The sequence below is a fragment of the Peptoniphilaceae bacterium AMB_02 genome, assembly GCA_036321625.1.
GTDB lineage: Bacteria > Bacillota > Clostridia > Tissierellales > Peptoniphilaceae > Microaceticoccus > Microaceticoccus formicicus.
In genome coordinates this window covers 2,252,305-2,278,437 of sequence record CP143259.1, presented here as the reverse complement: position 1 = coordinate 2,278,437, position 26,133 = coordinate 2,252,305, and the positions used below count along the sequence as shown (strand labels likewise).

Here is a 26,133-nt window from a genome sequence, read left to right as displayed (position 1 = left end):
ATTATTTTTTTAGGCTTTCATTTTGGAGGTAATATGATTGAAAAATACAATAAGCATAGTTTAAGGGAGCTGTTCATTGCCTCACTATGTGCCTTATTTATATATCTGACAAGTGTTTACTTTATCCCCTTTGCATTCTTTATTTTCCCCACACCTTATATTGTACTGGGGATAAAAAGGGGTATGCAGCATACGATACTATCGATTCTCTTTACAAGTGTAGTAATTTATCTGTTTGAGGGATTCAGCGGAGCATTACTTATGGCAGGTATTGGAGTACTTGTGGCAATACCCATGATATTCTGCATCAGAAAAAGTTATACTGCATTTACTACCATTACTGTTGCGACGGGGATAGGAGTGGTATTTGTATTTCTGTTATCTGCATTGGTTTCACAAATGAACGGTATAGACATAGTTAAGAGTCTTGAAGCAGCAGTAACGAGAAGTATAAACGAGCAGCTTGTAATAATGAACGATATGAACATTATAAAAATGGATGAAGTCGATGGAGCTATGAACTCCAGCATTGCAATCATGATGGCGATTATTCCTTCGCTACTATTTATTATGACCATGCTCATCTCCATGCTGAACTACTATCTTTCAACATCTATGTTGAGGAGAATCGGCTTTGGTATAATAGATGTACCTAAGTTTCGTAACTTCAAGTTACCTTCAGACATAGTAGTAGGCGTATTTATTACCATGGTTGGTACATTTATACTTAGCAAGACAGGTTTTCAATACAGCACGGAACTCTCGCTTAATCTTACGCTGGCATTTTCTTTTCTCTTTTTGCTGCAAGGGGTAGCAGTGACGATTAAATTTTTAAGGAACAAGATTAATCCTGTTCTCTTAAATGTGATAATAATCGTGACCTTAATACTGAATGTAAGGATAGCTTATGTAATAATTGGTGCAATTTACTCTGCTTTTAAATCGAGCTTAATTATCAGGAGGGATGGTAGTGATAAATAATAAAAAATCTTTTCTCAGCGGTCTAGAATTAATCGGTGCAATAATTGTATTATTTATCTTATCAATGATAGTTTTCATATACAATAAACCCTTGGGTGCAATTGCATTTGTTTCGAGTGCTTACCTGGCATACACATTGAATAGTTACGTAAAAAAGAAAAATCAGCAGTACATCGACGATATCGAATTATTGGATGAGCATTTCAGCGATGTCACCAGATGTGCTGTATTCAGTATGCCCTTTCCAATTGCCATACTTACAGAAAACGGGGAGATAAACTGGTATAATACCAGATTTAAAACACTGTTTAAAGAAAGAGAATTACTTGGCGAAAAAATAGATAAATTAGTACCTAAAATTGATATTAAAGAAATTGTAAGTAAAGAAGTCGGGAAAAAGGAAGTGGAAGTTGATGGTAAAAACTATCAGCTTTACTTTAATTTAGCGGATACATATGAACAGGATAATAATAATCTGGTTCTAATATATGCGGTTGACAACTCTGAGAATGCACTTATCAATAAGGCCTATCAAGATGAGGCACTAGTCATCATGGTGATTCAAATAGACAATTTTGAAGAGCTTGCCGGTGTTACCGATGAAAATAATAGACCGATAGTATTCGCTGAAGTAGACAAGGAAATCAATACCTTTGCGATAAATTATAACGGATTTGCAAGAAAATACGAGAGTGACAAATACCTTTGTATTTTTAGAAAAGCGGACTTTACAAAGATGATGGAAGATAAATTCCCGATAGTCGAAAAAGTAAAAGAAATTGAAGTCTACAGCAGTATACCACCTACCCTTTCCATAGGAGTAGGAGCAAATCCTGATAATCCGCTGGAAATTTATAAAACAGCCAGACTTTCAGTTGACGTTGCACTCGGAAGAGGCGGAGACCAGATAGTCGTAAATGACGGTGAAAACTTGAGGTTTTACGGTGGTAAGAAAAAGGCGATTGAAAAACACAACAAGGTTAAATCCAGAGTTATATCGCTTGCCTTAAATCAGTTGGTAGAGCAGTCAAAAGGAGTATATATAATGGGACATAAAAACCCCGATATGGATTCATTCGGATCTTGTCTGGGAGTATATGCCTTTATAAAACAGATAGGAGGCAGTTGCAGGATAGTGCTAAAAGAAGTTACTGCGCCTATCCAAAGCCTTTATAATCAAGTTGCTTTACATATGCCTGAAGTATTGGGAGATATAATCACTCCTGAACAAGCATTGGAAGAAGCAAATACAAACTCATTGATTATAGTGCTGGACAATCACAGAAAAAATTCAACTGAAGCTCCGGGATTATTAGACATCTCCGATCAAGTGGTGTTGATAGACCATCATAGAAGGGGCGCTAACTATATAGAAGATCCTACTCTAACCTATCTAGAGCCTTACGCTTCATCTACAGCCGAATTGGTAACTGAGTTGATACAGTATAATGAAGTTGACATAGAAATACCTAAGATAGTTGCAGATGCACTTTTAGCCGGGATAACTGTAGATACTAAGTCGTTTTCATTCCAGACGGGAGTTAGAACCTTTGAAGCTGCCTCGGTTCTTAAGAGATATGGAGCTGACAGCATAAGCGTTAAGAAGCTGTTTAGAGAACCGGCAGACACTGTTAAATACAGATCTGAAGTAATCTCTGAAGCAGAAATATACATGGATGTAGTAGCTATTTCCAGATTTGACAATCAGATGGATAATGCAGTATTAATAGCAGCTCAGGCTGCAGACGGTATGTTGGATATGCGTGGAGTAGAGGCTTCCTTTGTGCTAACCCATTATGAGGATAAAATTCATATCAGCGGTAGAAGTGTAGGAAAACTCTCTGTTCAGCTGATATTAGAGAAAATAGGCGGAGGAGGACATCAAACTTCCGCCGGAGTACAGCTTAAAGGCGTCAGTATAAATAGTGCCGAAGCAATACTCAAAAGAGCGATTAAAGATTATATATTGGAGGATAATGCAGATGAAAGTAATACTAAATAGTGATGTAAAAGGATTGGGAAAAGCAGGAGAATTGGTAGATGCTAAAATAGGTTATGCAAGAAACTTTTTGTTTCCAAGGAAACTGGCTGTAGAAGCCACTCCTGAAAATCTGGCAAAATGGGAAGAAGAACAGGAAGAACTAAAACAAAAAAGAGCAGAAGAAAAAGCAGAGGCTGAAGCGCTAAAAGAAAAACTTGAGAGTATAGAACTGAAAATTTCAGCAAAAGGCGGTAAAGGAGACAGAATATTCGGTTCGATTACTGCAGGCGATGTTGCAGAAGCCCTTCAAAAATCTAATGGCATAGACATTGATAAAAAGAAAATAGAACTTAAAGACAATATTAAAGAGATAGGGGCACATGTAGTGCAAGTTAGAGTTTATCCTGAGCTTACAGCTTCATTAAAGGTTTTGGTAGATAAGGAGTAAAATATGGATACCGCTATCAGAACTCTACCACATGACGAGGATGCAGAAAGATCCGTCCTCGGGTCTATGATGATAGATAGATCGGCTATTGGAGTTGCTGAAGAGATGCTTACTGCATCCGATTTCTACAATCCAAAAAACCTCGAGATATTCAAAGCCATAACCAATTTGTCCAATATGGGAGAAAATCCCGACATACTCTTGATATCTAATGATTTGAAAAAAAGAGGCCAATTAGACAATATTGGAGGAATAGACTATCTTTTAAATCTTACCGAGAATGTAGGTCTTGTTTCAAATATCAGATCTTATTGTAAAATTGTATCTGATAAATCCACTCTTAGAGATTTGATAAAAGTCAGCGACAATATCATGGCTACCGCATACGAAGATAAGGAAAAAACTTCGGAGATTGTGGAACTGGCTGAAAAAAGTATATTTGATATCACTCAAAAAAGTCATACTGACGGACTTACAAAGATTAAAGACTCGCTAATTGAAACCATAGATATTATGGAGAAAATGGCTGCAAATGAAGGTGGACTTACAGGAGTGACAACCGGTTTGGTAGATTTGGATGCACATCTTTCGGGTTTGCAGAAATCAGATTTGGTACTTCTGGCTGCGAGACCGTCCATGGGAAAGACTGCATTGGGCATCAATATAGCTGTAAATGCAGCCCTAAAAGGTCATGTAGTTGCCGTGTTCTCGCTCGAGATGAGTAAAACTCAGCTTGTTCAAAGAATCATGAGTTCACTTTCACTGATAAATTTGGGCGATATTATTGCGGGAAATATAAATGACTGGGGTATGATCTCTCAGGCAGTTGGAGTTATTGAAAAGCTTAATCTATACATCGATGATACTGCAAGTATTTCTTTGACCGAACTTAGAGCAAAATGTAGGAGATTGAAAGCAGAAGAAGGTCTTGATCTAATAGTAATAGATTATTTGCAGCTTATGACTACAGGTGGGCCGGCTGAAAATAGGCAGCTTGAAATATCAGCCATATCCAGAGGGTTAAAAGCACTGGCGAAAGAACTTAGATGTCCGGTGCTGGCTTTGGCGCAGCTATCACGTGCACCTGAACTTAGAACAAATAAAAGACCGATACTTTCCGACCTTAGAGAATCAGGAGCTATAGAGCAGGATGCCGATGTCGTAATGATGCTCTATAGGGATGATTATTACAATGAGGATAGTGAAAGACCGAATACCGGAGACGTAATTATCGCTAAACACAGAAATGGAGCTACGGGAACAGTAGAGCTGTTTTATCATAAAGAGTATACAAAATTTGCAGATTTGACCAGGAGTTTTGATGTTAACAATTGATAGAGATAAAATACCGAAATTAATAGGAGAGAAGACGAGACTTACTCCCTTGTTACCTGAGCATTTAGTCAATATTAAACAGTGGGGTATTCATAAAAATAAGCTTTTTTTGGACTATAATATATCGGAACTCAGCCTCGAACAATTAAGTATATGGTATTCATATAGAAAGAAAACCATTAGAACGAGTTATTTCGCTGTCTACAATAATGAAGATGTGATGGTAGGTTATATCGGGCTAAAGGATATAAATATACTTAAAAGGACAGCGCTCCTCGGAATTGCATTCGATCCCAATTATTTGGAGAATGGTTATGGGACAGATTCATTAAAAGTGCTATTAAAACACTTTTTTAATGACCTTAATATGAAAACCATGTTCTTAGAGGTAAATGCATTTAACGAAAGGGCGATAGCTCTTTATAAAAAAGCGGGCTTTAGAAATGAAGGGGAATTCTTAGTTGAATTTGAGGTGGAACCGGAAGAGTTGAAAGACTACGATATAATAAATGATACCGAATATTTTCTGTTTTCTGATGGAAAACTCCTAAGTAGAATTCTAAGAATGAGACTCGACAGAATTAACTATGAGTCAAAAATGTATTGACCAAAGTGATATAGGTGATATTTTGAAATATAAAATAAAAGATTTAAAAATTGATTTAGGTACAACGCCTATTGAAAATATATTTATTAATAATTACCTGCAGATTGCCGACGGTGATGATGTCAAGGTGTATTTATATGCCTATAAACTTGCATATGAGGGCAAGGTCAATGAGATGCCTTCTGAAGAAGAACTTGCAAGTGAGCTTGGAATGGACACCGAAAGACTTTTGGACGCATTCAATTACTGGCAAGATCAAGGTTTAATCAGCATTGAAGAAGAAGGAGATTCAAAATCTTACCATTTCATCAGTCTTAGAGAACTTTTCCTAGGCGTCAGAGAACCGGCAAAACCCATCGAGGATAGCGAAATACTATCAAATGATGGGGATGCCACTATGACAAATCGGGAAATGTTCGCTGAAATAGAAGAGGTGCTTGGTACCGTCCTTACACCCAATGAAATTGAAAAAATTCTGGATTTGAAAAAAGAATTCAGACAAGATAGAAATCTCATAGTGCACGGCTTCACTTATAGTGAAAAGACTACGGGAAAGAGAAATGTCAACTACGTGCTTTCTATTATAAGAAACTGGGCAATTGATGGAATATTTACCATGGCTGATTTTGAAAAGTTTGAAGCAGAAAACGAAAAACGTAAAGAGACCAAAAGTCCTAAGAAAAAGAGAAGCACCAAGAAAAAACAGGGAAGAACCGATGACAGACTTTCCAGCGAAGAGCTTAAAAGTATTTTAGACAGAAAACTGCGAGCTGATGTTGAGAAGGCTATGGGAGGAGACATTGAAGATAAATAGAAAAGTGAATAAAAGACTTGAGGAGATTAGGCGAAACAATGAGCTTATTCACCAAAATAGATTAAGAGAAGTCTACAGTGCTATCCCCAGAGTCGAAGAGATTGTAAATCAGAAGAAGACCATTGGCTACAAACTTGTAAAAGCAGTTATTCATTCCAAAGATATCTTAGGAGAACTCGAAACTGAATCCAAAGCGCTCGACAGCGAGAAGGATAAATTATTACTGTCAAATGGTTATCCCGTGAATTATTTAGATCCCATCTATAATTGTAGTAAATGTAAAGACACGGGAGTTGTAGAGACTTCTTATTGCAACTGCAAAAAGAGGATGATAACAGAAGAACTCTATTCCATAAGTGGAATAGATAAAGTCATCCAAGTAGAAAACTTTAAAAAATTTGATTTAAAATTATTTAGAGCAAACAGAAATCAATCTGAGGCCTTAAGTCCCAGAGAAATGATGAAAATCTATCTGGATGATGCTCTGAGCTATGTTAACAATTTTCCGAACAATAAAAACAAGAACAGAATATACTACGGACCCGTCGGTACCGGAAAGACTTATTTATGTAATTGTATTGCCAAAGGATTGCTCGACAACGGTTATTTGGTTGTTTATCAAACGGCTACAAAACTTATGAACTTTATTTCGGACTATACCTTTTCAAGAGCTGAAGACAAGGGTATATTAATATCTAGATACGAACTTCTGAGGGATTGTGATTTATTGATAATTGATGATTTGGGAACCGAGATATCGACGAGCATTAACACGACTCACCTATTTGAACTTATAAATGATAGAATTATTAAAGAAAAAGCAACGATTATATCGACAAATCTAAATTTGGAAAACATCAGAGATGATTACGATGATCGTATATTTTCCCGAATACTGGGTGAGTATGAAGTGTTTAATGTATTTGGTGACGATTTGAGAATCAAAAAGTTTTCCGGAATATAGAAAGGGTGATTGAATGAGAAGAGTAACCGGAGATGAAATGGCTGCAATAGACAGGTATTGTATTAGAGGATTGGAGATTCCCGGTATCCTGTTAATGGAGAATGCAGCACTTAAACTACTGAAGAATATTGACATCGTTATGAATACCGATATAGCGATAGTTTGTGGTACCGGAAATAATGGAGCTGATGGACTTGCGCTGGCAAGGCATCTAATCAATCTAGATCATAATGTCAAGATTTACATCATTGGTGAGATTAATCGAGAAAATGCAGATTACATGACCTATTACAATATCCTCCTAAATCTTGGAGTTCGATTCGAAACCATTCACACCATAGAAGATCTGGAAAACTTCGAAGCTACCATTTCTAAGATGGACTTGGTAGTGGATGCCATTTTTGGAACTGGATTAACTGCTCAAGTCAGAGGTATACAGGAATACGTAATCGATATGATGAACCACTGCGGTGTAGACATCTTATCCGTTGACATCCCATCCGGACTGGATGCAAATACCGGAAAGATTATGGGAATTTGTGTAAATCCCAAAAAAGTAGTCACATTTCAGTTGATGAAAGAGGGGATTGCAAAAAATCCTCTAATATGTAATGATGTAGTCGTCGAATCAATCAGTATTCCGAAAAAAGCCATAGATAGAATACTGGGGAAACAAGTAATCTTTTAGTTTAGTGAGGTCATCTGATAATTTGTAAAATTAGAACCTTTATGCTATAATATATTAAAATAAAAAAAGGCCATGACCTGAGAATAGTAGGGTATTGAGTTCGCAAAGAGAAGCGGTGGTTGGTGTAAACCGTAAGAATAAATATCTGAATCCACTCACGAGCCTGTGTGTTAAAGTGAACTCTTAGTTAAATTGGGTGGCAACGCGGGAAATACTCTCGTCCCTTTGGGATGGGAGTTTTTTTATTAAACAGGAGGTATTTATGTTAGATTTAAGAAGAATTAGAAATGATTTGGAAGGCGTAAAAAAAGCATTGGCAAGAAGAGGTGGAGAATATCCAATAGACAAAATTGTCGAGCTTGACGAGAAGAGAAGAAAGATACTTGTAGATGTTGAAGCAAAAAAAGCTAAACAAAACCAAGTATCCAAGGAAATCCCAATCTTAAAGAAAAAGGGTGAAGACATATCTGCAATACTTGAAGAGATGAAGGTATTGTCAGATGATGTAACAGAACTTGACAAAAAAGTAAAAGAAGTAGATGAAGAGATAAAGAGCATCCTACTCGGAATCCCCAACACACCAAACGAAGATGTAGCTGTTGGAGAAACAGATGAGGATAATGTCGAGGTAAGAGTAGTTGGCGAACCGACTGCATTTGACTTTGAGCCAAAAGCCCACTGGGATCTTGGAACCGATCTGGACATACTTGACTTTGAAAGAGCAACCAAAATTTCCGGAACCAGATTTACCGTATTCAAAGGTCTGGGAGCGAGACTTGAAAGAGCCATCATCAACTTTATGCTGGATCTTCACACTACAGAGCATGGATATACTGAAATACTGCCACCTGTACTGGTAAACAGAAATGCCATGATAGGAACCGGACAGCTTCCAAAGTTCGAGCAGGATATGTTCCATGTACCGAGCAAGGATTTCTTCCTAGTACCTACAGCTGAAGTTCCTGTAACGAATCTATTGGCTGGAGAAGTGCTGGAATTTGATAAACTACCGGTTCTTTATACTGCATACACTCCATGCTTTAGACAAGAAGCAGGTTCTGCAGGTAGAGATACCAGAGGATTAATAAGAAATCACCAATTCGATAAAGTAGAATTGGTAAAATTCACCGATTCCAAGACTAGCTATGAAGAATTGGAAAAACTTACAAATAATGCAGAAGAAATCCTAAAACAACTAAAAATACCTTATAGAGTTGTAATGCTATGTACCGGAGACTTGGGATTCTCATCAGCAAAAACCTATGATATTGAAGTTTGGATGCCAAGCTATAATAGATATGTTGAAATCTCAAGCTGTAGTAACTTTGAGGCTTTCCAAGCCAGAAGAGCCAATGTAAGATACAGAAATGAAGAAGGAAAAATAGAATTTGTGCATACTCTAAACGGATCAGGACTTGCAGTTGGTAGAACCACAGCAGCTGTGCTTGAAAATTACCAAAACGAAGATGGAAGTATCACAATACCCGATGTATTGGTTAAGTATATGGGAGTAGAAAAGATTGATAAATAAGTGAAAGTAATGTAATATAATATTGTGAATATCCTACCTGGATATTCACAAATATATTGCACTGCTCCTAGGTGCGCTGAGGTGTTTTTTTGAAAAGAAGAATTAAGTCATTATTATTTTTAACGATAGCTATACTTATTATAACGATTAACGCAAGCGCTGATCTTGGCATCGAAGATCGTGTTCAGAGCTATCTAATAGGTGATTTTGATTCCGGAAGAGTCTTAGAGTCGTATAATATAGATAAACCACTTCAAGCAGCCTCCGTATCAAAACTTATGACCTATTTAGTAGTTAAAGATGCCGTAAAAGAAGGAAAATTAAATCTAAATGATAGAGTCACCGTAACTCTGGAAATAGAAGCGGTCGGCGGATCCAGCTTAAACCTATTAGAAGGTGAAGTACTTACCGTTGACGAGTTATTGGCCGGTCTTATGGTAGTAAGCGGAAATGATGCTGCATATGCCCTTGCAGTCAAAACAGCCGGAAGTGAGAAGGCATTTACGGATTTGATGAATGCAAAAGCACAGGAACTTGAGCTTAAATCATCCAAATTCTACAATTCCTCCGGACTTCAGGAAGGTGCCAATCAAAATACCATGTCTACAGAGGATATATTTAAACTGTCCAGACATATAATTGAAAAGTATCCGGAAGTGCTGGAATATTCAAAAATTAAAATCTTGAATATGCCTAAGAGAAATTTTACCGGTGAGTCGACAATTCCTCTTGTAGGTGAGATTCCCGGTGTAGACGGTTTGAAAACCGGTTTTACAGAAGAAGCCGGCTACTGTTTAGTTTCGACAATTGATGCGAGAAAAAGTCCTCAATCAGGGGAGTTTAGACTTATAACAATTGTAATGGGGACTGCGGATATCTCGGAAAGAAGTGAGTTGTCTAAATTCTTAATAAATTATGGTTTGGAAAACTATGGTATGAGGACGATAATAGATGATAAAGCTCCTTATAGTGAAGTTACTATAAACTCTGCAGTAAATCCTAGAGTGCCGCTTTATCCAACGGAATCATATAGAATATTGACTCCAAAAGCCAAGAGATATGTCTATAAATCTGAAATTAACGATGGCTTGAAAGCGCCTATTTCAGTGGGTGAAAAAGTCGGTACGATGACATTGTCATCCGAAGGTGAAGACATCATAACAGTTGATCTAATAGTTAAACACGATGTTGAACAAGCAAACCTGTTTACCAGGATTATAAGAGCCATAGAAAATACTTTTAGAACTATTGCCACCATGATTAGACAATAGTTAAAATTTGAATTACAAGGCTTGCGTTTATAATGCAAGCCTTGTAATTATTGACACCTGTATAAAAATAAAGTAATATTAAATGTACACGCCCCCATAGTTAAGTAGGATATAACAGACCCCTCCTAAGGGTCAGTCACTGGTTCGAATCCGGTTGGGGGTGCCATATAAATAAGCACAATCAAGACGATTTTTCTAACCATGGTTTATTTAAATTAAACATAACACGCTAACTATTAATTTTGATGATTAGCGTGTTTTTTATTGTCATAAAAGCATAAATTATATATTAAAAACACAATACCATATTGTAATGCATAATATAATAAACTTTGAACAATAAGTTACAATCATGATATACTTGATGTAATATAAAAAATAATTGAGTATTTAAGATATAATTATAGGCATTTAGAAGGGTGAAGTATGAAGAGGAAAAGAGAAGAATGTTTTGATCAATTTTATAGAAATAATCAAAAAAACCGGATAATAACTTTGATTTGCGTGGTGCTCACAACCTTGATGTGGGTTGGGATGGCAGTCGTATTTAAGTATTTTATTGAGTCGATTGAACATTCAGACGAAAATATACTGAAAAGAGCGGTAACCATAACGATGGTTGCGATTGCTGCTTTCTTTGTCATCAGTATCTTACTTAGAAAATACAAGAACAGATATCTTATGAAGGCACTTTCACAATTTAAGGACTATGTATTTAGAAAATTACTCGATAAGTCCATATCTGAATTCAGGCATGAGTCGGGGCGAGGTTTATTTCTGCCTTCTCGAATGATTTAAACAGCATAGAGCAAAATTATCTCGCAGGGAGTATACAACTCTTTGATGTCGTAGTAAGCTTTTTTATAGCTTCCGCAGCCATGATATATTTTAATTGGAAATTAGGACTTCCGACGATAATCACATCGATTATTTGTATAATACTATCCATTAAATATGGCGAAGCCTTGATAGAAAAAGAGACGCAAACCTCTGACAGCAATCGCGAATTCGTAGCTCAAGTCAATGATTTGGTGAGTGGATTTATCGTAATAAAAAGCTTTAGAGCGGAAAAAGAAGCGCTGGATTTATTTCAGCATGACAATTTAGAACTGGAATCAGTCAAGAGAAAAAGACGTGTAACTTCCGATACAATCAGCCTTTACAGCAATATATCCACCTTTTTGGTCAATGGTATTATCATCGGAGGAGGATTCCTATACGCGATAAATGGAGAGATGACCATAGGAGCAGTTATTGCATTTGTCCAATTAGGATTCTACTTATACGATCCCGTCAGAAAACTGGCACCTCTTATAAGTAATCGTAAAGCTGCCATTAAATTGGTAGAAAAGATCGCCAGAGAGATTGAAGGCGATGGAATTGACCGTAGTGATGAAGACAAATTGCTTGGAATAAATGAGGGAATACACTTCAAGGAAGTAGGATTTAAGTATTCCGAGGAAGATGAAGCTGTACATGACTTTAATTTTTTCTTCGAAAAGGGAAAAAGATATGCAATTGCAGGCGGTAGTGGAAGTGGAAAATCAACCGTTCTAAAATTGATGTTGGGATATTTCAGAGGATATACCGGTTCAATAAAGATAGATTCACTTGAGCTAAGAAATATCCAATTGGATAGTTTATTTGAGCACTTATCGGTTATACAGCAAGAAGTATTTCTTTTCAACAGCAGTATTAAAAACAATATAACCATGTTCCAAGATGTTGATGATGTGATATTTTGGGATGCGGTTAAAAACTCGGGATTGGAAAAACTTATAGAGAACAAAGGATTGGATTATCCTTGTGGTGAAAACGGGAAAAATCTATCTGGTGGAGAAAAACAAAGAGTTGCAATTGCCAGGAGTCTTATCCGTAAAACTCCATTCCTACTTATGGATGAGTCTACAGCTGCTCTAGACAATAAAACTGCTGAGGAAGTCGAAAGCGCTGTAATCCAGCTTGATGATATTACTAAAATAGTAGTAACCCATAGATTAAATAGAAAAATTCTAAGGATGTATGACGAAATACTGGTCATGAACCATGCCCGACTCGTAGAGCATGGTAGTTTCGATGATTTAATTCATAGGAAAGGGTATTTTTACTCGCTTTACAATGTTATGGGAGAGTAGAACTGGTACTATAGATGAATAAAACCACAAAATTTGGGAGCTACCTCGGAACAATAGGTGCCATCCTGATGATATTAATTTTGATTTTTAAACTTTCTTCTCCGAATATACTCTTTACAATATTTTTATTATCAGGATTAATATTTTTGGTTGTGGGGTCTATTGTTATGGTAATTGGTCAATTAATAGAAATAGGTGATGCAATTAAAACAAGAAGTTATTTTCTTGTGTTAATTTTAATATCCTCTTTAATATTTAGTATTTATAAGATATTCTTAAGTTAAGATTTAAATAGAATAGAGCAATTTGTAGAAAAAGGTTCTTTGTCAAATAGTGTTGGTATATAAATTAATCACAAAATATTAATGTCAGGCAGCGTTAGCTGCCTGATGTTTTTGGTATGACGGGCATGTCTCAATGCTGGGGTGAAATTCCCTAAAGAGCGTAGTTATCGACGAATCTGATAGCGACTTGCAAGCTTCATATCGTGAGATGTGGGGGAGAAGAAGCAATAGCGAAATCGTGGCTTGACGGACAGGAACAGGATATGAGGCGTAAAAGGTGGGCAAGTTGGCCAAAGGCAACAAAGTCCCGAAAGATAACCGTAAACCCAAAGCGTAAATCCTGCAAGTAAACGATGAAAGTACTGAGACTTATCCCGTGAGGTCTCATAGACGAAAAAGTAGTAACAACGAACTATGAGAAGTCAGCAGAGGTCATAGTACCGTGTGAACGGGAAGGACTGAACAATTAATCGCACCAAGTAAAATGTATGTGGATTAGGAAAATTTGACAAAGTACAAACCATAACGTATACGTGGTTCAAGGCTTGAAAGATAAAATATACTAATCCTGCGGAAAGGAGCAAAGTGCAGCAATGGAAAGAAAGCTAATTGACGAAATTCTAGACAGGGAAAATATGTATGCAGCCCTAAAACAAGTAGTATCAAACAAAGGAACATGCGGAATAGATGGAATAACCGTATTGGAGATAGAGGCATACATTAGAGAAAACTGGAAAGAAATAGAAAAGTCAATAAGAGAAAGAACATACAAACCACAACCAGTATTGAGAGTAGAAATCCCAAAACCAAATGGTGGAGTTAGGAAACTAGGTAACCCAACAGTAATGGACAGAATAATACAACAAGCAATAGTCCAAGTAATAAGCCCAATATGTGAAAAAGAATTCTCAGAATATAGCTACGGTTTTAGACCAGGTAGAAGTACACAAATGGCAATAGAACAAATACTATACTACCTAAATGAAGGATATGAATGGATAGTTGATATAGACTTAGAGAAATTTTTCGATGAAGTGCCACAAGATAAACTGATGAGTTATCTGCACAACATAATAAAAGACCCTGATACAGAATCACTGATTAGGAAATACCTAAAAGCAGGAGTAATGAACAAAGGTCAATACGAAGAAACAAAGAAAGGAACACCTCAAGGAGGAAACCTATCACCACTACTAAGCAACATTATGTTAAATCAACTAGACAAAGAACTAGAAAAAAGAGAATTAAGATTCACTAGATACGCAGATGACTGTGTGATACTAGTCAAAAGTGAGAATTCTGCCAAAAGAGTTATGAGAAGCATAACAAACTGGATAGAAAAGAAACTAAGTCTAAAAGTGAATGCCACAAAGAGCAAAATAACAAAACCAATAAATCTAAAATATTTGGGATTTGGATTTTGGAAAGACAAGAAAACACAAAGATGGAAAGCAAGACCACATCAAGACTCCATAAGGAAATTTAAGGACACGATTAAAACGTTAACAAAGAGAAGAAGGTCTGTAGACTTTTCACTCAGGCTATCAAAACTAAATGACGTCATACGTGGATGGATAAACTACTTCAAAATAGGGTCTATGAAATCAGCAATGAATGAGATTAGTGAGAGATTAAGAACCAGACTTAGAATGATTATCTGGAAAATGTGGAAAGTACCAAGTAAAAGACAATGGGGACTACAAAAGCTAGGAATAGGAAAAGATCTAGCGAGATTAAGCTCATATGTAGGTGATAGGTACTACTTTGTATGTACTAAAACATGTGTAGTTAGAGCAATAACAAAAGAGCTACTAATCCGACGAGGATTAGTAGACCCTTATGACTACTACATGAGAAATTGTTAGAATTAATTGAACCGCCTAGTGCCGAACGGCATGCTAGGTGGTGTGAGAGGGGCTAGGCGGTGCGAAATAATCTCTGTAAATTATTTATTTCCTATAATTAGTTAATGTTTATGAGGGTGGATTTTACTGCCCTCATTATTTATTTATATATCAAGCTTGATATATTGTCAATTTTTTCTTTGCAGAGCCTGAGGTAAATAATAAGAGGAGCCACCGAAGGGGACCATTGATAAGGGTTCTAAAAAATGGTACACTAAGCCGACGAAGGCAAAATACATACTTATCAGTCTTTGCTTCGCCTTCGGTATTTACCTTGCACCATTTTTTAGGTTCTTTGTCAATGGTGGCGGAGTGTGTTAGTTCTCTAAAACATGCATTATTCTTAATTCTCCTACTATTGATCCCCAACTTTTTAATGGAATATTCCATTTCTTTGCAATTATATTTGTAGCTAAGTATAGTGCTTTCATCAGTGACGTAGCACTTGGGAATACTGATCTATTACGGTTTAACCGTCTGTATGAGCTATTTAAACTCTCTATAGCATTCGTAGTATATATTATTTTTCTAACTTCCTTAGAATACTTAAAGATTGGCGTTATTGAATTCCACTCCCTTTCCCATCTATCCATTGATCCTGGATATTTTTTATCCCATGCTTCAGCTACTTTCAAACGATTCTTATTTGCTACTTCTTCGTCAGGTGCGTGATATATTGTTTTTAAATCATTTGCAAATTGTTTTCTATCTTTGTACGATACGTATTTTAATGTGTTTCTTACCATGTGAACTATACAGGTTTGCCACTCAGCTTTTGGATATGCCGCTGATATGGACTCTTCTATACCTATTAGTCCATCTGAACAGATAATGTAGATATCTTTTACTCCTCTGTTTTTTAGGCTATTTAGGACTCCTAACCAGTATTTACTACTTTCGTTTTGTCCTACATATATTCCTAATACTTCTTTAAGCCCATCTTCGTTTATTCCGAGTATTATATATGCTGCTTTCTTTGATATTAAACCCTCTTCTTTAACAGAAAAGTGAATAGCATCAATGAACACTACAGGATAAGTCTCTGACAGTGGTCTTTTTTGCCAGTCTTCTATTTCCGGCAGAATTTTGTCGGTTATGTCTGAAACCAGTCCATCACTAACTTCAAATCCATAGATATCATAGATTTGTTCAGATATTTGTCTAGTACTCAAACCTCTTGCATACATTCCTATTACCTTATTTTCTATCTCAGATATGTCTTTTTGTCTCTTTTTTACAATTTGAGGTTCAAAGCTTGAGTCTCTATCTTGAGGTACTGATATTTCAGATTCACCCATACTTGATCGTATTCTTTTAGTTTTGTATCCATTTCTAGAGTTTTCATTGTCACTTCTTTGGTTTGTTTCATATCCTAAATGGTGCTCCATTTCGGCTTCTAACATGCTTTCTATAGTATCTCCTAGTAAATCCTTAATAGCATCATGTATGTCCTTTGCCGACTCAATTTCATACTCATTGATTAGATAAGATATGATTTCTTTTTTTCCTTCACTTAATTTTTTTCTTCTTGCCATTTTAAAAAGCCTCCTATGTTATTTTTATTTTAACTAATCATAGGAAGCTATTCAATATTTACAGACTTTTTTTCGCAGTCTCGAGGGGCTACTAGTTAGCCTCTACTCGATTACGCTTACAGTGTCTTTTGGTACGATCATTTTCTTGCAAATTAATATTCGATTCCTAAAATGATAGTACGACCTGTATCCGAAAAGAGCTCTTTTTAAACACTTAATAAAATTATTAATACCTTCTAAACATCCATTTGTAACATTGACTTCTAAGCAATTTTTTACGTACTCAAAGTCCTTTAAAAGCGTGTTAATACTAGTTTTCATAGCATCTGATACCTCATCTGAATAATATTCTAAATGTGCCTTTAAGGAGGCAATATCTCCGTTTTCTACATCCTTTAAAAGAATCTGATAACAATCATAAGTATTTAGAAGTGTTTTGTTGACACTAATACTATCCATAACCACATCTCTAGCACTTTTCCATCTTTCAAAATGTATCCACTTTCTAAAACCTGTAGAATTAAGCTTTAAATAAGGCTTTTGTATCAGCTTCCAATACCTTTTTAACCTTTTGTATTCCATAGAATACTTAGAAAAACCATTCATAACTTCTATTCTTGTTTTGTTCAATGCTCTAGATAAGTGGTTAACTATATGGAACTTATCAAATACTATCTTAGCATTAGGGAAAAGATCAGAAATTAGACTAATGTATGGCTGATACATATCTATACATATACTTTTAACCGATTCTCTAGCACATTCACTAAACCTAGAAAAATAGCGCTTAAGATAGTGTAATTGCCTGTTTTCAACAATATCGATAATATCATGAGTAATAGCATCACAGAAAATAAAGCTCATAGATCCTTTAGCAGTTTTTGTGGATTTAAACTCATCAAAACATAAATGTTCTGGTAAAAACTGATAATTAGGCTTAAACTGTTCAAAAGCTTGATCTACACATTTAGACACCGTAGAATGAGAAACATAATGTAAATTAGCAATATCTTTTTCACTTACTTTCATGGTCAAATTAGTTGTAATATGAGCTTTTACTCTATTAGAAATAAAACAATTCTTTTTAACAATATCAGTTTCAGCTATAAAAGTAGAATTACACTCCTTACATAAAAATCTCTGCTTTTTAAGTCTCAAGAAAGTAGGTTCGCCATTAAAAGGAAGAAGTTTAATATCAGAAGACTTAGTGCCGTGTTTAATAATGCTTGGGCTATGCACGTTACCACAAACGGGACAAACAGAAGCATTATAGGTAAGCCGGCCAAAAATCAAATTGTAAGAGATATTCTTCTTTTTAATCTTCTCAACCTTTTCAAAAATCTCAATATTTTCATCTTTTAAATCTAATAAATTTAAGATATAATTATTTGTAGACATAGTGGCCTCCTTATTTTTTTGTTGTAGTGATTAAATTATAAAGGAAATTGGTCACTATGTCTTTATTTTTTAAAAAGAAAATAGTGCCAGCAAAGAAACCAATATTTCTTCACCAACACTATAAATTATAGAGCCTATATTACTTGCTAACTTAGTGCTTTGTGACTACTTAATCATATGACATCTTTTTAATCATAAATTTTATATTCTCTTTGTAATAATTCAGAATCATCAATATGTTAGTCTAATAATTATAAAACAAAAGAAGATAAAGTCTATATAATGGTGTAAATTAGTTTTACAAAAAAATATGAACCATCCCCAACCTTTTGGTATAATAGTTTCACCACAAAACTAACCAGGAGGTAAAAGAGATGGTCTGGCTATATTTTACACTAGATTCAGAAATAATTAAAGGTTTATTTTCAGCTTCAGCTAAAGAAAATGCTATTGCAAAACTCTTAGAATCAATTTTAAACCAAGTTTTAGAGGCTCAAGTTACTGAGGCAATCGGAGCTAAGCCTTATGAACGTACTGAAGAACGTACATGTTACAGGAACGGTTCTAGAGTTAGACAAATTAAAACTCGTGTAGGAACGTTAGAATTGCTAGTACCAAGAGTTAGGGGTGGTGAGTTTTCTCCTGATTTATTCAATCGATATCAACGAAATGAACAAGCTTTTGTACTGGCTATGATGGAGATGGTAATCCAGGGTGTCTCCACAAGAAAAGTAACAAAAATCACCGAAGAATTATGTGGAACATCATTTTCAAAATCAACAATATCAAACCTCTGTTCAAACTTGGATCCTTTAGTTGATGAGTTTCGAAACAGACCATTAGAGTCACAATATCCTTTTATCGTAGTTGATGCTATGTATTTAAAATCAAGAGATGCAGGAAAAGTTAGAAGCAAAGCTCTAATGATTGAGTAGAGTTCGCTCTGACGGTATCCGTGAAATTCTTGGTTTTATGTGTGGTGATAGTGAGACTGAACTAGGATGGAGAAACTTCTTTTCATCATTAAAGGATAGAGGATTATCAAATGTTGATATAGTTGTTAGTGATTCACATAAAGGCTTAAAATCTGCAATCCTTAAAGAGTTTCAAGGCAGCTCATGGCAGAGGTGTCAAACACATTTTAGTAGAAACATACTTGATGTATGTCCTACTAGACTACAGCCTGAGATAAAAAATCGATTAAGAGAGCTTTATGATGCGCCAACTACAGAAGTTGCCAGAACAGTATTAAATGATATCCTTGATGAATACTCAAATACTGCACCAAAGGCTATGGAATTACTAGATGCTGGTTTTGACGACATAACCCAAGTATTAAATATTCCAATAAAGTATCGAAAAAGATTAAGGACATCAAATATCATTGAACGTCTAAATCAAGAGATTCGTCGTAGAGAACGAGTAATACGAATATTCCCAAACGATGAATCCATGAACCGTTTAATTGGGGCAATATTAATTGATTTAGATGAGAAATGGAGTAGCGGGAGAATATGGTTGGATATGCATGAATACCATGAATCCAAACAAGATCAAGCCGAGCTTCAACAAGTTGAACCTACAAAGGTAGTTGCATAAGTCTGAGTTTAAGCTAATGCACCGCCAGCCTTGCACCAAGAACTTAAAAAACGGTAAGTGTTAACCACCGAAGGCGATAAACTCACAACAAAATGGTGTAATTATCCTTCGTTTTTTTAGTGTACCATTTTTTAAGTACTTGCCATAAGGCCAAGCCCTTCGGGTGGCTGATGTAATACCTCAGGCTCCAAATCTACAACAAATCAAAAAAATGAAACTGCTAATCAAAAGGTAAGATAAAACAATTTACACACTAATTTGGACTTGACTCAAAAGAAACTATTCTAATGTAAGTTTTTTGTATCTAATTAATATCATGTTCAAAACTAGATAAATACAACTTTTAAAGCAAAGTTTGACAAAATCAGGAAAAATATTCCTGGCAGGAAAATAGTTCCGGGAAAGTAGTGTTTTGTAAAAAGTGTGTAAAATATCTGCATAGAATCTGTTTTTGAAGTTAAAAACCAGAAATTATTTCCTTTATTATTAATATATATTTTAAAATAATTACACAATGATTTCTTAATGAATTAATAATAAAAGTAAATGAAAATGTTTTCTTATACAAGTCTCTAATTTATCGAATGCATAGTTATAAAAATTTTTTATCAATATATTTGGCATTGAACTTGCACTGATTAGTATTGGAAGATACAAAGAACATTGTACAAAATATTATTTATTATATTAATTTAAAGGAGGAACTAAATTGTTAGATTCAAAAACTTTAAAAACTGTTGCAGACAGATTACACTGTGTGGACGCACTTCTAAGTGATACTGTATTTGCAGACAAAGTATTAAAAGGTGGAAATGTTGTCAATGTTATTACCAGAGAGGTTTATGTTGCAGATGTAGCAATTGCTGGTGAGTACATTCTTATGGTTGGAGATTGTAGTGATTTGATTGGGGACAAAACTGAAGTTATTGATGTTAGTGGTAAATATATAACTCCAGGATTCATTGATTCTCATATGCACTTTGAATCAGCGATGTTAACTGCTACAGAATTTTCTAGACTTTCATTACCTACAGGAACTACTTGTTTAATTTCTGACCCACATGAAGTAGGAAATGTACTTGGGAAAACAGCAATTAAAGCTATGGCAGAGGAATGTGCTACTTTACCACATCATGTTTACTTGAGAGTGCCAGCACTTACACCAGATTGTCCTGGACTAGAAACGGCAGGCAGAGAACTAACGTCTAAGGATATTCCTGAAATGCTTGAGTATCCAACTGTAACTGGTATAGGAGAGATACAAGGCGTTACTTGTATGAGGTTTGTGTACGATAATAAATACGAAGTGGTTAAAGATACTATTGCAGCTACATCGTATGCAAGAGCAACCGGAAAAGTCGTTGACGGAAATGCAGCAGAAATTTTTGGAGCAGACCTAGCTGCTCATATTATAAGTGGTGGAACAGACATTTCTTGTCATGAGACAACTTCTAAAGAAGAGTGTGTTGAGAAGCTCAGATATGGAGTTTGGGTACTTATGAGAGAGGGATCTACTCAAAACAACATGCCAGAGTGTATTAGAGCGATTACAGAAGATGGGCTTGATTCTAGAAGAGCACTATTAGCAACCGATGATATGTTAGCAGAAGATATTATCAAAAAAGGACATATGAATGATATAGTCAGAAGAACAATTGAACATGGGGTTGATCCTGTAGAAGCTATTCAAATGGTAACTATAAATGCTGCTACTTGGTCAAATTTATATGATATTGGTGTACTGGCTCCAGGTAAATATGCTGATATAAACGTTATAAGTGGCGAACTAAAAGATATGAACGTTACCAGCGTATATCTAAAAGGTGATCATATTGCTGAAGATGGAGAATTGCTAATTGAATTAACACCATATAAATATCCAGATGCAGTTAAGTCTACAGTCTTGAGAGATAAAGTATCTGCTGAAGATTTAATGATACCATCAGAAGAAAAAGAAGTTATGGCAAACTGTGTAGGTTTGATAGTTCTTCAAAATTTATCTGAAAAATATAGGGTAAAATTACCAGTTGTTGATGGTTTTGTGAAATCCAATGAAGATGACTTACTACCAGTTGCTGTTATAGGTAGACATGGTCAACCTGATATTGGTAAATCATTTATTAAAGGATTCAACATTAAAGAGGGAGCATTTGCAGAAACTGTTTCACATGATACTCATAACTTAATTGTTATTGGTACAAATTACGAAGATATGGCTGCAGCAGCTAACAGAGTAATTGAAATGCAAGGTGGAGTTGCGATTGCTAAAAATGGTGAAATTATAGGTGAAATGCCATTAAGAATTTGTGGGTTAATGACAGATGAATTAACAGGTCCTGAACTAGTAGATAAAACTATCGAACTTCATGAGACTGTTAAAACTGAACTAGGATGCGATATACCTGCACCATTCATGCACTTGGCATTCTTGTCATTAGCAACAAGTCCAAAATGGAAGATTACAGATAAAGGTGTTATAGACGTTGAAAATTATCGTGTATTACCATCAATAGAGAAGATAAATTAATTTAAACAAGAGAAAGAGGTATATTATGAATTGGAATCAGAAATATGAATTAATAGATTTAACACAAGAAATTTATCAAGGAATGCCAGTATTTGGTATGCATCAGAAAACATTTATCATGGTTAACCAAACTCATGAACAAAACATGAAAAATACAGGATCACCAACGCTTGGTTTTTCAGCTAGAAATATCTTAATTAGTGAGCATGGACCAACTCATAGTGATGCGGTTTGGGAGTTTCTACCATCTGGGCCAACTATAGATAAAATGGATTTAAAATTATTTTATGGTGATGCTATTTGTTTAGACTTTACTCATATTAGATATCCTGACTATATCGAAATTAAAGATATCGAAGAGGCACTTGAGAAAGCAAATCTTGAGATTAAAAAAGGCGATGTGTTCTTAATGTACACAGGACATTATGAAAGAACTCACCCTACGCTTCATTCAGATGACGATATGGTGGATCCATTAAATTATGGTGGACTTGAAAGTAGACACTCAGGAGTATCGTATGAGTCTGCTAAATGGCTTGCTGAGCAAGGTGTAGTTAATATTGGTTGTGACGCACCTGCAATAGATCTTACTCCAGACGATTTAGACTATTCAGGACACTTAGTGTGTGGAGAGTATGGTATTACAAATACTGAAAATCTTATGAACTTGGATAAAGTAGCTGGAACTAGATTCATATACATGGGATTACCTCTTAGAATTAGAGCAGGTAGCGGATCTCCTATCAGAGCTGTTGCGCTAATTGAGAAATAAAATGTAATAATAGGGGTATGATATAGGTATATAAATATACTATATCATACCTACTATTTATTCAAATAAGGAGGATTTTATGAGTTTAACTGGTACTATACAGAGTATATTTGGAGGAATTGGTGTTGGTGCTATTTATGCGCTACTAGGGTTATCGTTTGCATTGATATTCGGGAGATTAAATATAGCATCAGTTTTGCACGGTGACTTGGCGATATTAGCTGCATATCTGATTTATTTTTTTTATACAAATGCGGGTATTAACTTATTTATAGTCACAATCGCACTATTACCAATTTTTTATTTTTTAGGATATATAATACAGCTTGGGTTATTAAGACCTTTTATGAGTTTGGATGTCTGGAAAGGTAGATATCAAGGTCAAGTAATGGTGACGCAAGGAACAGCGATGATTATAATGGCTTTAGAATTTATGGTATGGACAGGTACATATAGGACTCTAGGTGTCCCATATAGAAATAGTGCAATAAATCTTGGATCACTAAAGTTATCAATTGTCCATCTGATGTCATTTGTAGCCTTGATTTGTCTTGTATTAATTTTAAACTATATTTTGGATAAAACAAGGTATGGAATTTCTCTTAGAGCTTGTTCAGATGATAGAACTACTGCGATGTTAACTGGTATAGATTACAATAAAATTAGTAATGTTTCATTTGGAATATCAGCAGTGATTTCTGTAGTCGCTGGGTTATTTTATGCACTGAGTTTTGCATTAACTCCATCTTTGGGCATGGATTTGACTCTAAAAGGTTGGGTTGCAGTTATTGTTGGAGGAATGGGAAGTATTAGTGGTATAGTAGTTGCTGGTTTATTAGTTGGATTAGTTGAATCATTAAGTAGCTATTTTTGGATACCAGCATACAAGGATGCAGTACTATTTATTGGTCTTCTAATATTTTTAGTTGTTAAACCTGCCGGATTAATGGCTAAAAAATAGAAAAGGGGTAAATTATGGATAATATAAAAAAATTAAAAAAAGATTTGCTAATTGGAGTTATCATATTAGGGATCTTTATAGCTACTATGTTCTTAACTAAAGCAGGGTTTATCATGAACTTTATAACGTTCATTTGCTTATTCTTGATTGCTGGTCAAGGATGGAACTTGTTAGGTGGTTACATAGGTGAGATTTCTTTTGGACATGCTATATTTTTTGGATTAGGATCTTATACTGTAGGGTTACCTATAGGATATAAACTAGGTATCCCAATTTGGGTTACGGTTCTTTTAGCGCCAGCAGTTGCTGCATTATTTGCGTATATAATATCGTACCCACTTTTACGGATAAAAGGTTTTCCGTTTTTAATCGGAACTTATGGATTAGGAATAGTGTTAGAAAAAGTATTTATTTCTACACCTGCATTATTTGCTACTAGAGGAATCTTTGTTCCTCCCGTTAACAAATATATTTTGTATCCCATGATTGTTATTATTACAGTAGGGATTGTGGTTTTCACTGAATGGTTGGTTAATCAAGATACAGGCCTTAGCTTTAAAGCAGTAAGGGATGCGGACATTGCTGCATCAATGGTCGGTATTAATATATTCAAAGTAAAGCGTAAAGCACTTGTTATCGGAGCTGCATATGGTGGTATGGCTGGGGCATTATATGCACTTTATAGTAGCTTTGTTCATCCTATAACAAGTTTTAGTGTTGACACAAGTTTAGCAATTCTCTTGGGAGCGTATATTGGAGGAGCTGGAACTGTTTTGGGACCAGTTATTGGTGGTGCTTTAGTAATAATTATTCAAGAACTTTCTAGGGCATATGTACCTATTTCCGGTGGACACCATTTGGTAATAGGCATCGTATTAGTTTTGGTAATGTTGCTTGCTAGAGAAGGAATCTATCCTACAATTTTAAAGGCGATTAAATCAAAACGTGAAAAAGCAGTATCAGAGAGGTGAAACATGGGAATATTAGACATTGAGAATTTAAAAATAAGTTTTGGTGGGAATACGATATTCTCAGATATAAATATCAGTATCAAAGAGAATGAAGTATATGGTTTGATTGGAACAAATGGAGCAGGAAAAACAACCATATTTAATATTGTTTCTGGAATTCTTAAAGCAGATAGTGGAAGAATAATTTTTAATAATAAAGATATAACGGGATTGAAACCTTATCAAGTTGCTAAAGAAGGAATAGGAAGATGTTTTCAAACTGTTCTTCCTTTCAAAAGTATGACTCCTTATGAAAATATTAAAGTAGCAAGAGCTCATGCTAGAAAAGTACCAAAGGAAGAAGAGATGAGCATTGAGGAAATTCTAAAGATGACAAATCTCGAAAGTAAAAGAGATGTATTAACTAGTCAATTAACATTACCAGATAAGAAGAATGTTGAAATAGCAAGAGCATTAGCCACCAATCCAAAACTAATTCTTTTTGATGAGATGGCAAGTGGATTATCTGGAGAAGAAATAGTAGACCGAATGAACTTAATCAGGGAACTTTCTAAAAGAGGAATAACAATTGTGGTAGTAGAACACATTATGTTGTTTATAAAGCAAATATGTGATCGTGTTGGAGTTTTACACGCAGGCTCATTGATTGCTGAAGGAACCCCTGAAGAAGTCGGGCAAGATGAAAAAGTTATTGATGCTTATTTAGGGAAGGGGTCGCTATGAGTTGCTTAGAAGTTAAGAATATTACTGTCGGATACGATAAAGAAATAGATGTTTTAAAGAATATAACTATTAATTTAGAAGAAAATGAGTCTGTTTCGATAATAGGGGCTAATGGTGCAGGTAAAAGTACTTTGGTAAAAACAATTTCAGGTTTAATTACACCTAAAACTGGTGACGTATTATACAATGATGTGAGTACAGTTGGGATGAAACCACATGAAATCGTTAGAATGGGAATAGTCCATGTTCCAGAGGATGGTGGTACTTTTAAAAGTCTATCAATAGAGGAGAACTTAAATATTGCCTGTTTAGATCCTAGCTCACTAGAAAAGAATAAAGAGTTGGTGTATAAATTCTTTCCACCATTAGTTCAAAAAAGGAAAGATAGAGCGGATAGTTTAAGTGGTGGACAAAGAAAAATGTTATCTGTAGGCAAAGCAATTATGGCTAATCCAAAGTTATTATTATTAGATGATATATCTATGGGTTTGGCTCCCAAAGTTGTTTACGATTTATATGACATGCTTAAAGAATTAACCTCAGAGTTAAAGATACCAACACTTGTAATTGAACAAATTGTTGAAATTGCACTTACTTTTTCAAGTAGAGCATACTGTATGTCTCAAGGTGAAATTGTTATGAGTGGGCTGTCTAAAGATTTAATAAATGATGAAGAAGTAAAAAGAAGTTACTTAGGAATTTAG

Annotated in this window: 21 protein-coding genes, 1 tRNA gene and 1 pseudogene; 21 read left to right on the top strand and 2 right to left on the bottom strand. The window is 35.2% G+C overall.

The window, feature by feature from the left end; translation table 11 throughout:
* Positions 1 to 33 precede the first annotated feature (33 nt).
* The 14 genes from VZL98_10780 to ltrA all read left to right on the top strand — a co-directional run bounded on the left by VZL98_10780 (position 34) and on the right by ltrA (position 14,904).
* Positions 34 to 981, top strand: coding sequence for a DUF2232 domain-containing protein (locus tag VZL98_10780; protein WVH63165.1), 948 nt, complete (start codon positions 34 to 36; stop codon positions 979 to 981).
* Positions 971 to 2,983 carry a DHH family phosphoesterase gene (locus tag VZL98_10775; GenBank protein ID WVH63164.1) on the top strand — a complete coding sequence of 671 codons (2,013 nt, stop codon included), beginning with the start codon at positions 971 to 973 and terminating at the stop codon, positions 2,981 to 2,983. The genes VZL98_10780 and VZL98_10775 overlap by 11 nt, the downstream gene beginning before the upstream one ends.
* Positions 2,964 to 3,410, top strand: coding sequence for a 50S ribosomal protein L9 (rplI, locus tag VZL98_10770; GenBank protein ID WVH63163.1), 447 nt, complete (start codon positions 2,964 to 2,966; stop codon positions 3,408 to 3,410). Before VZL98_10775 ends, rplI begins: the two co-directional genes overlap by 20 nt.
* 3 nt (positions 3,411 to 3,413) lie before the next feature.
* The gene (gene dnaB / locus VZL98_10765) at positions 3,414 to 4,745 is read left to right on the top strand and encodes a replicative DNA helicase (GenBank protein WVH63162.1); all 1,332 of its coding nucleotides are present in this window, start codon (positions 3,414 to 3,416) and stop codon (positions 4,743 to 4,745) included.
* Positions 4,732 to 5,352 (top strand): GNAT family protein, encoded by a 621-nt coding sequence (locus tag VZL98_10760; protein ID WVH63161.1) that lies wholly within the window; start codon positions 4,732 to 4,734, stop codon positions 5,350 to 5,352. Before dnaB ends, VZL98_10760 begins: the two co-directional genes overlap by 14 nt.
* A gap of 22 nt (positions 5,353 to 5,374) precedes the next feature.
* The gene (locus tag VZL98_10755) at positions 5,375 to 6,166 is read left to right on the top strand and encodes a DnaD domain protein (protein ID WVH63160.1); all 792 of its coding nucleotides are present in this window, start codon (positions 5,375 to 5,377) and stop codon (positions 6,164 to 6,166) included.
* Positions 6,153 to 7,130 carry an ATP-binding protein gene (locus VZL98_10750; protein ID WVH63159.1) on the top strand — a complete coding sequence of 326 codons (978 nt, stop codon included), beginning with the start codon at positions 6,153 to 6,155 and terminating at the stop codon, positions 7,128 to 7,130. The genes VZL98_10755 and VZL98_10750 overlap by 14 nt, the downstream gene beginning before the upstream one ends.
* A gap of 13 nt (positions 7,131 to 7,143) precedes the next feature.
* Positions 7,144 to 7,818 carry an NAD(P)H-hydrate epimerase gene (locus tag VZL98_10745; GenBank protein ID WVH63158.1) on the top strand — a complete coding sequence of 225 codons (675 nt, stop codon included), beginning with the start codon at positions 7,144 to 7,146 and terminating at the stop codon, positions 7,816 to 7,818.
* Between the two features lie 262 nt (positions 7,819 to 8,080).
* A complete protein-coding gene (gene serS, locus VZL98_10740) occupies positions 8,081 to 9,349 on the top strand; it encodes a serine--tRNA ligase (protein ID WVH63157.1) in 1,269 nt (422 codons plus the stop codon).
* An 89-nt stretch (positions 9,350 to 9,438) separates the two neighbouring features.
* Entirely contained in the window at positions 9,439 to 10,620 is a 1,182-nt protein-coding gene (locus tag VZL98_10735; GenBank protein ID WVH63156.1) for a D-alanyl-D-alanine carboxypeptidase family protein, read from the top strand.
* A gap of 90 nt (positions 10,621 to 10,710) precedes the next feature.
* Positions 10,711 to 10,786: transfer RNA gene (locus VZL98_10730), tRNA-Arg, on the top strand.
* Positions 10,787 to 11,046: 260 nt separating this feature from the next.
* The gene (locus VZL98_10725; protein WVH63155.1) at positions 11,047 to 11,418 is read left to right on the top strand and encodes a hypothetical protein; all 372 of its coding nucleotides are present in this window, start codon (positions 11,047 to 11,049) and stop codon (positions 11,416 to 11,418) included.
* The gene (locus tag VZL98_10720; protein ID WVH64565.1) at positions 11,394 to 12,755 is read left to right on the top strand and encodes an ABC transporter ATP-binding protein; all 1,362 of its coding nucleotides are present in this window, start codon (positions 11,394 to 11,396) and stop codon (positions 12,753 to 12,755) included. The genes VZL98_10725 and VZL98_10720 overlap by 25 nt, the downstream gene beginning before the upstream one ends.
* 877 nt (positions 12,756 to 13,632) lie before the next feature.
* The gene (gene ltrA, locus VZL98_10715) at positions 13,633 to 14,904 is read left to right on the top strand and encodes a group II intron reverse transcriptase/maturase (protein ID WVH63154.1); all 1,272 of its coding nucleotides are present in this window, start codon (positions 13,633 to 13,635) and stop codon (positions 14,902 to 14,904) included.
* Between the two features lie 356 nt (positions 14,905 to 15,260).
* Here ltrA and VZL98_10710 read toward each other — a convergent pair whose 3' ends face one another.
* On the bottom strand, positions 15,261 to 16,478 hold the full coding sequence (locus VZL98_10710) for an IS256 family transposase (protein ID WVH63153.1): 1,218 nt from the start codon (positions 16,476 to 16,478) through the stop codon (positions 15,261 to 15,263).
* A 102-nt stretch (positions 16,479 to 16,580) separates the two neighbouring features.
* The gene (locus VZL98_10705) at positions 16,581 to 17,876 is read right to left on the bottom strand and encodes an ISL3 family transposase (protein ID WVH63152.1); all 1,296 of its coding nucleotides are present in this window, start codon (positions 17,874 to 17,876) and stop codon (positions 16,581 to 16,583) included.
* A 374-nt stretch (positions 17,877 to 18,250) separates the two neighbouring features.
* On the opposite strand from VZL98_10705, the pseudogene VZL98_10700 reads away from it, so the two are divergent.
* The 7 genes and pseudogenes from VZL98_10700 (at position 18,251) to VZL98_10670 (ending at position 26,133) form a co-directional block, all read left to right on the top strand.
* A pseudogene (locus tag VZL98_10700) lies at positions 18,251 to 19,475 on the top strand (IS256 family transposase).
* A gap of 709 nt (positions 19,476 to 20,184) precedes the next feature.
* Positions 20,185 to 22,002, top strand: coding sequence for an adenine deaminase C-terminal domain-containing protein (locus tag VZL98_10695; GenBank protein ID WVH63151.1), 1,818 nt, complete (start codon positions 20,185 to 20,187; stop codon positions 22,000 to 22,002).
* A 25-nt stretch (positions 22,003 to 22,027) separates the two neighbouring features.
* Entirely contained in the window at positions 22,028 to 22,774 is a 747-nt protein-coding gene (locus VZL98_10690; GenBank protein WVH63150.1) for a cyclase family protein, read from the top strand.
* Between the two features lie 79 nt (positions 22,775 to 22,853).
* Positions 22,854 to 23,735: a branched-chain amino acid ABC transporter permease gene (locus tag VZL98_10685; GenBank protein ID WVH63149.1), complete on the top strand. Its 882-nt coding sequence runs from the start codon at positions 22,854 to 22,856 to the stop codon at positions 23,733 to 23,735.
* A 14-nt stretch (positions 23,736 to 23,749) separates the two neighbouring features.
* On the top strand, positions 23,750 to 24,706 hold the full coding sequence (locus tag VZL98_10680) for a branched-chain amino acid ABC transporter permease (GenBank protein WVH63148.1): 957 nt from the start codon (positions 23,750 to 23,752) through the stop codon (positions 24,704 to 24,706).
* Between the two features lie 3 nt (positions 24,707 to 24,709).
* Positions 24,710 to 25,429 (top strand): ABC transporter ATP-binding protein, encoded by a 720-nt coding sequence (locus VZL98_10675; protein WVH63147.1) that lies wholly within the window; start codon positions 24,710 to 24,712, stop codon positions 25,427 to 25,429.
* A complete protein-coding gene (locus tag VZL98_10670) occupies positions 25,426 to 26,133 on the top strand; it encodes an ABC transporter ATP-binding protein (GenBank protein WVH63146.1) in 708 nt (235 codons plus the stop codon). The genes VZL98_10675 and VZL98_10670 overlap by 4 nt, the downstream gene beginning before the upstream one ends.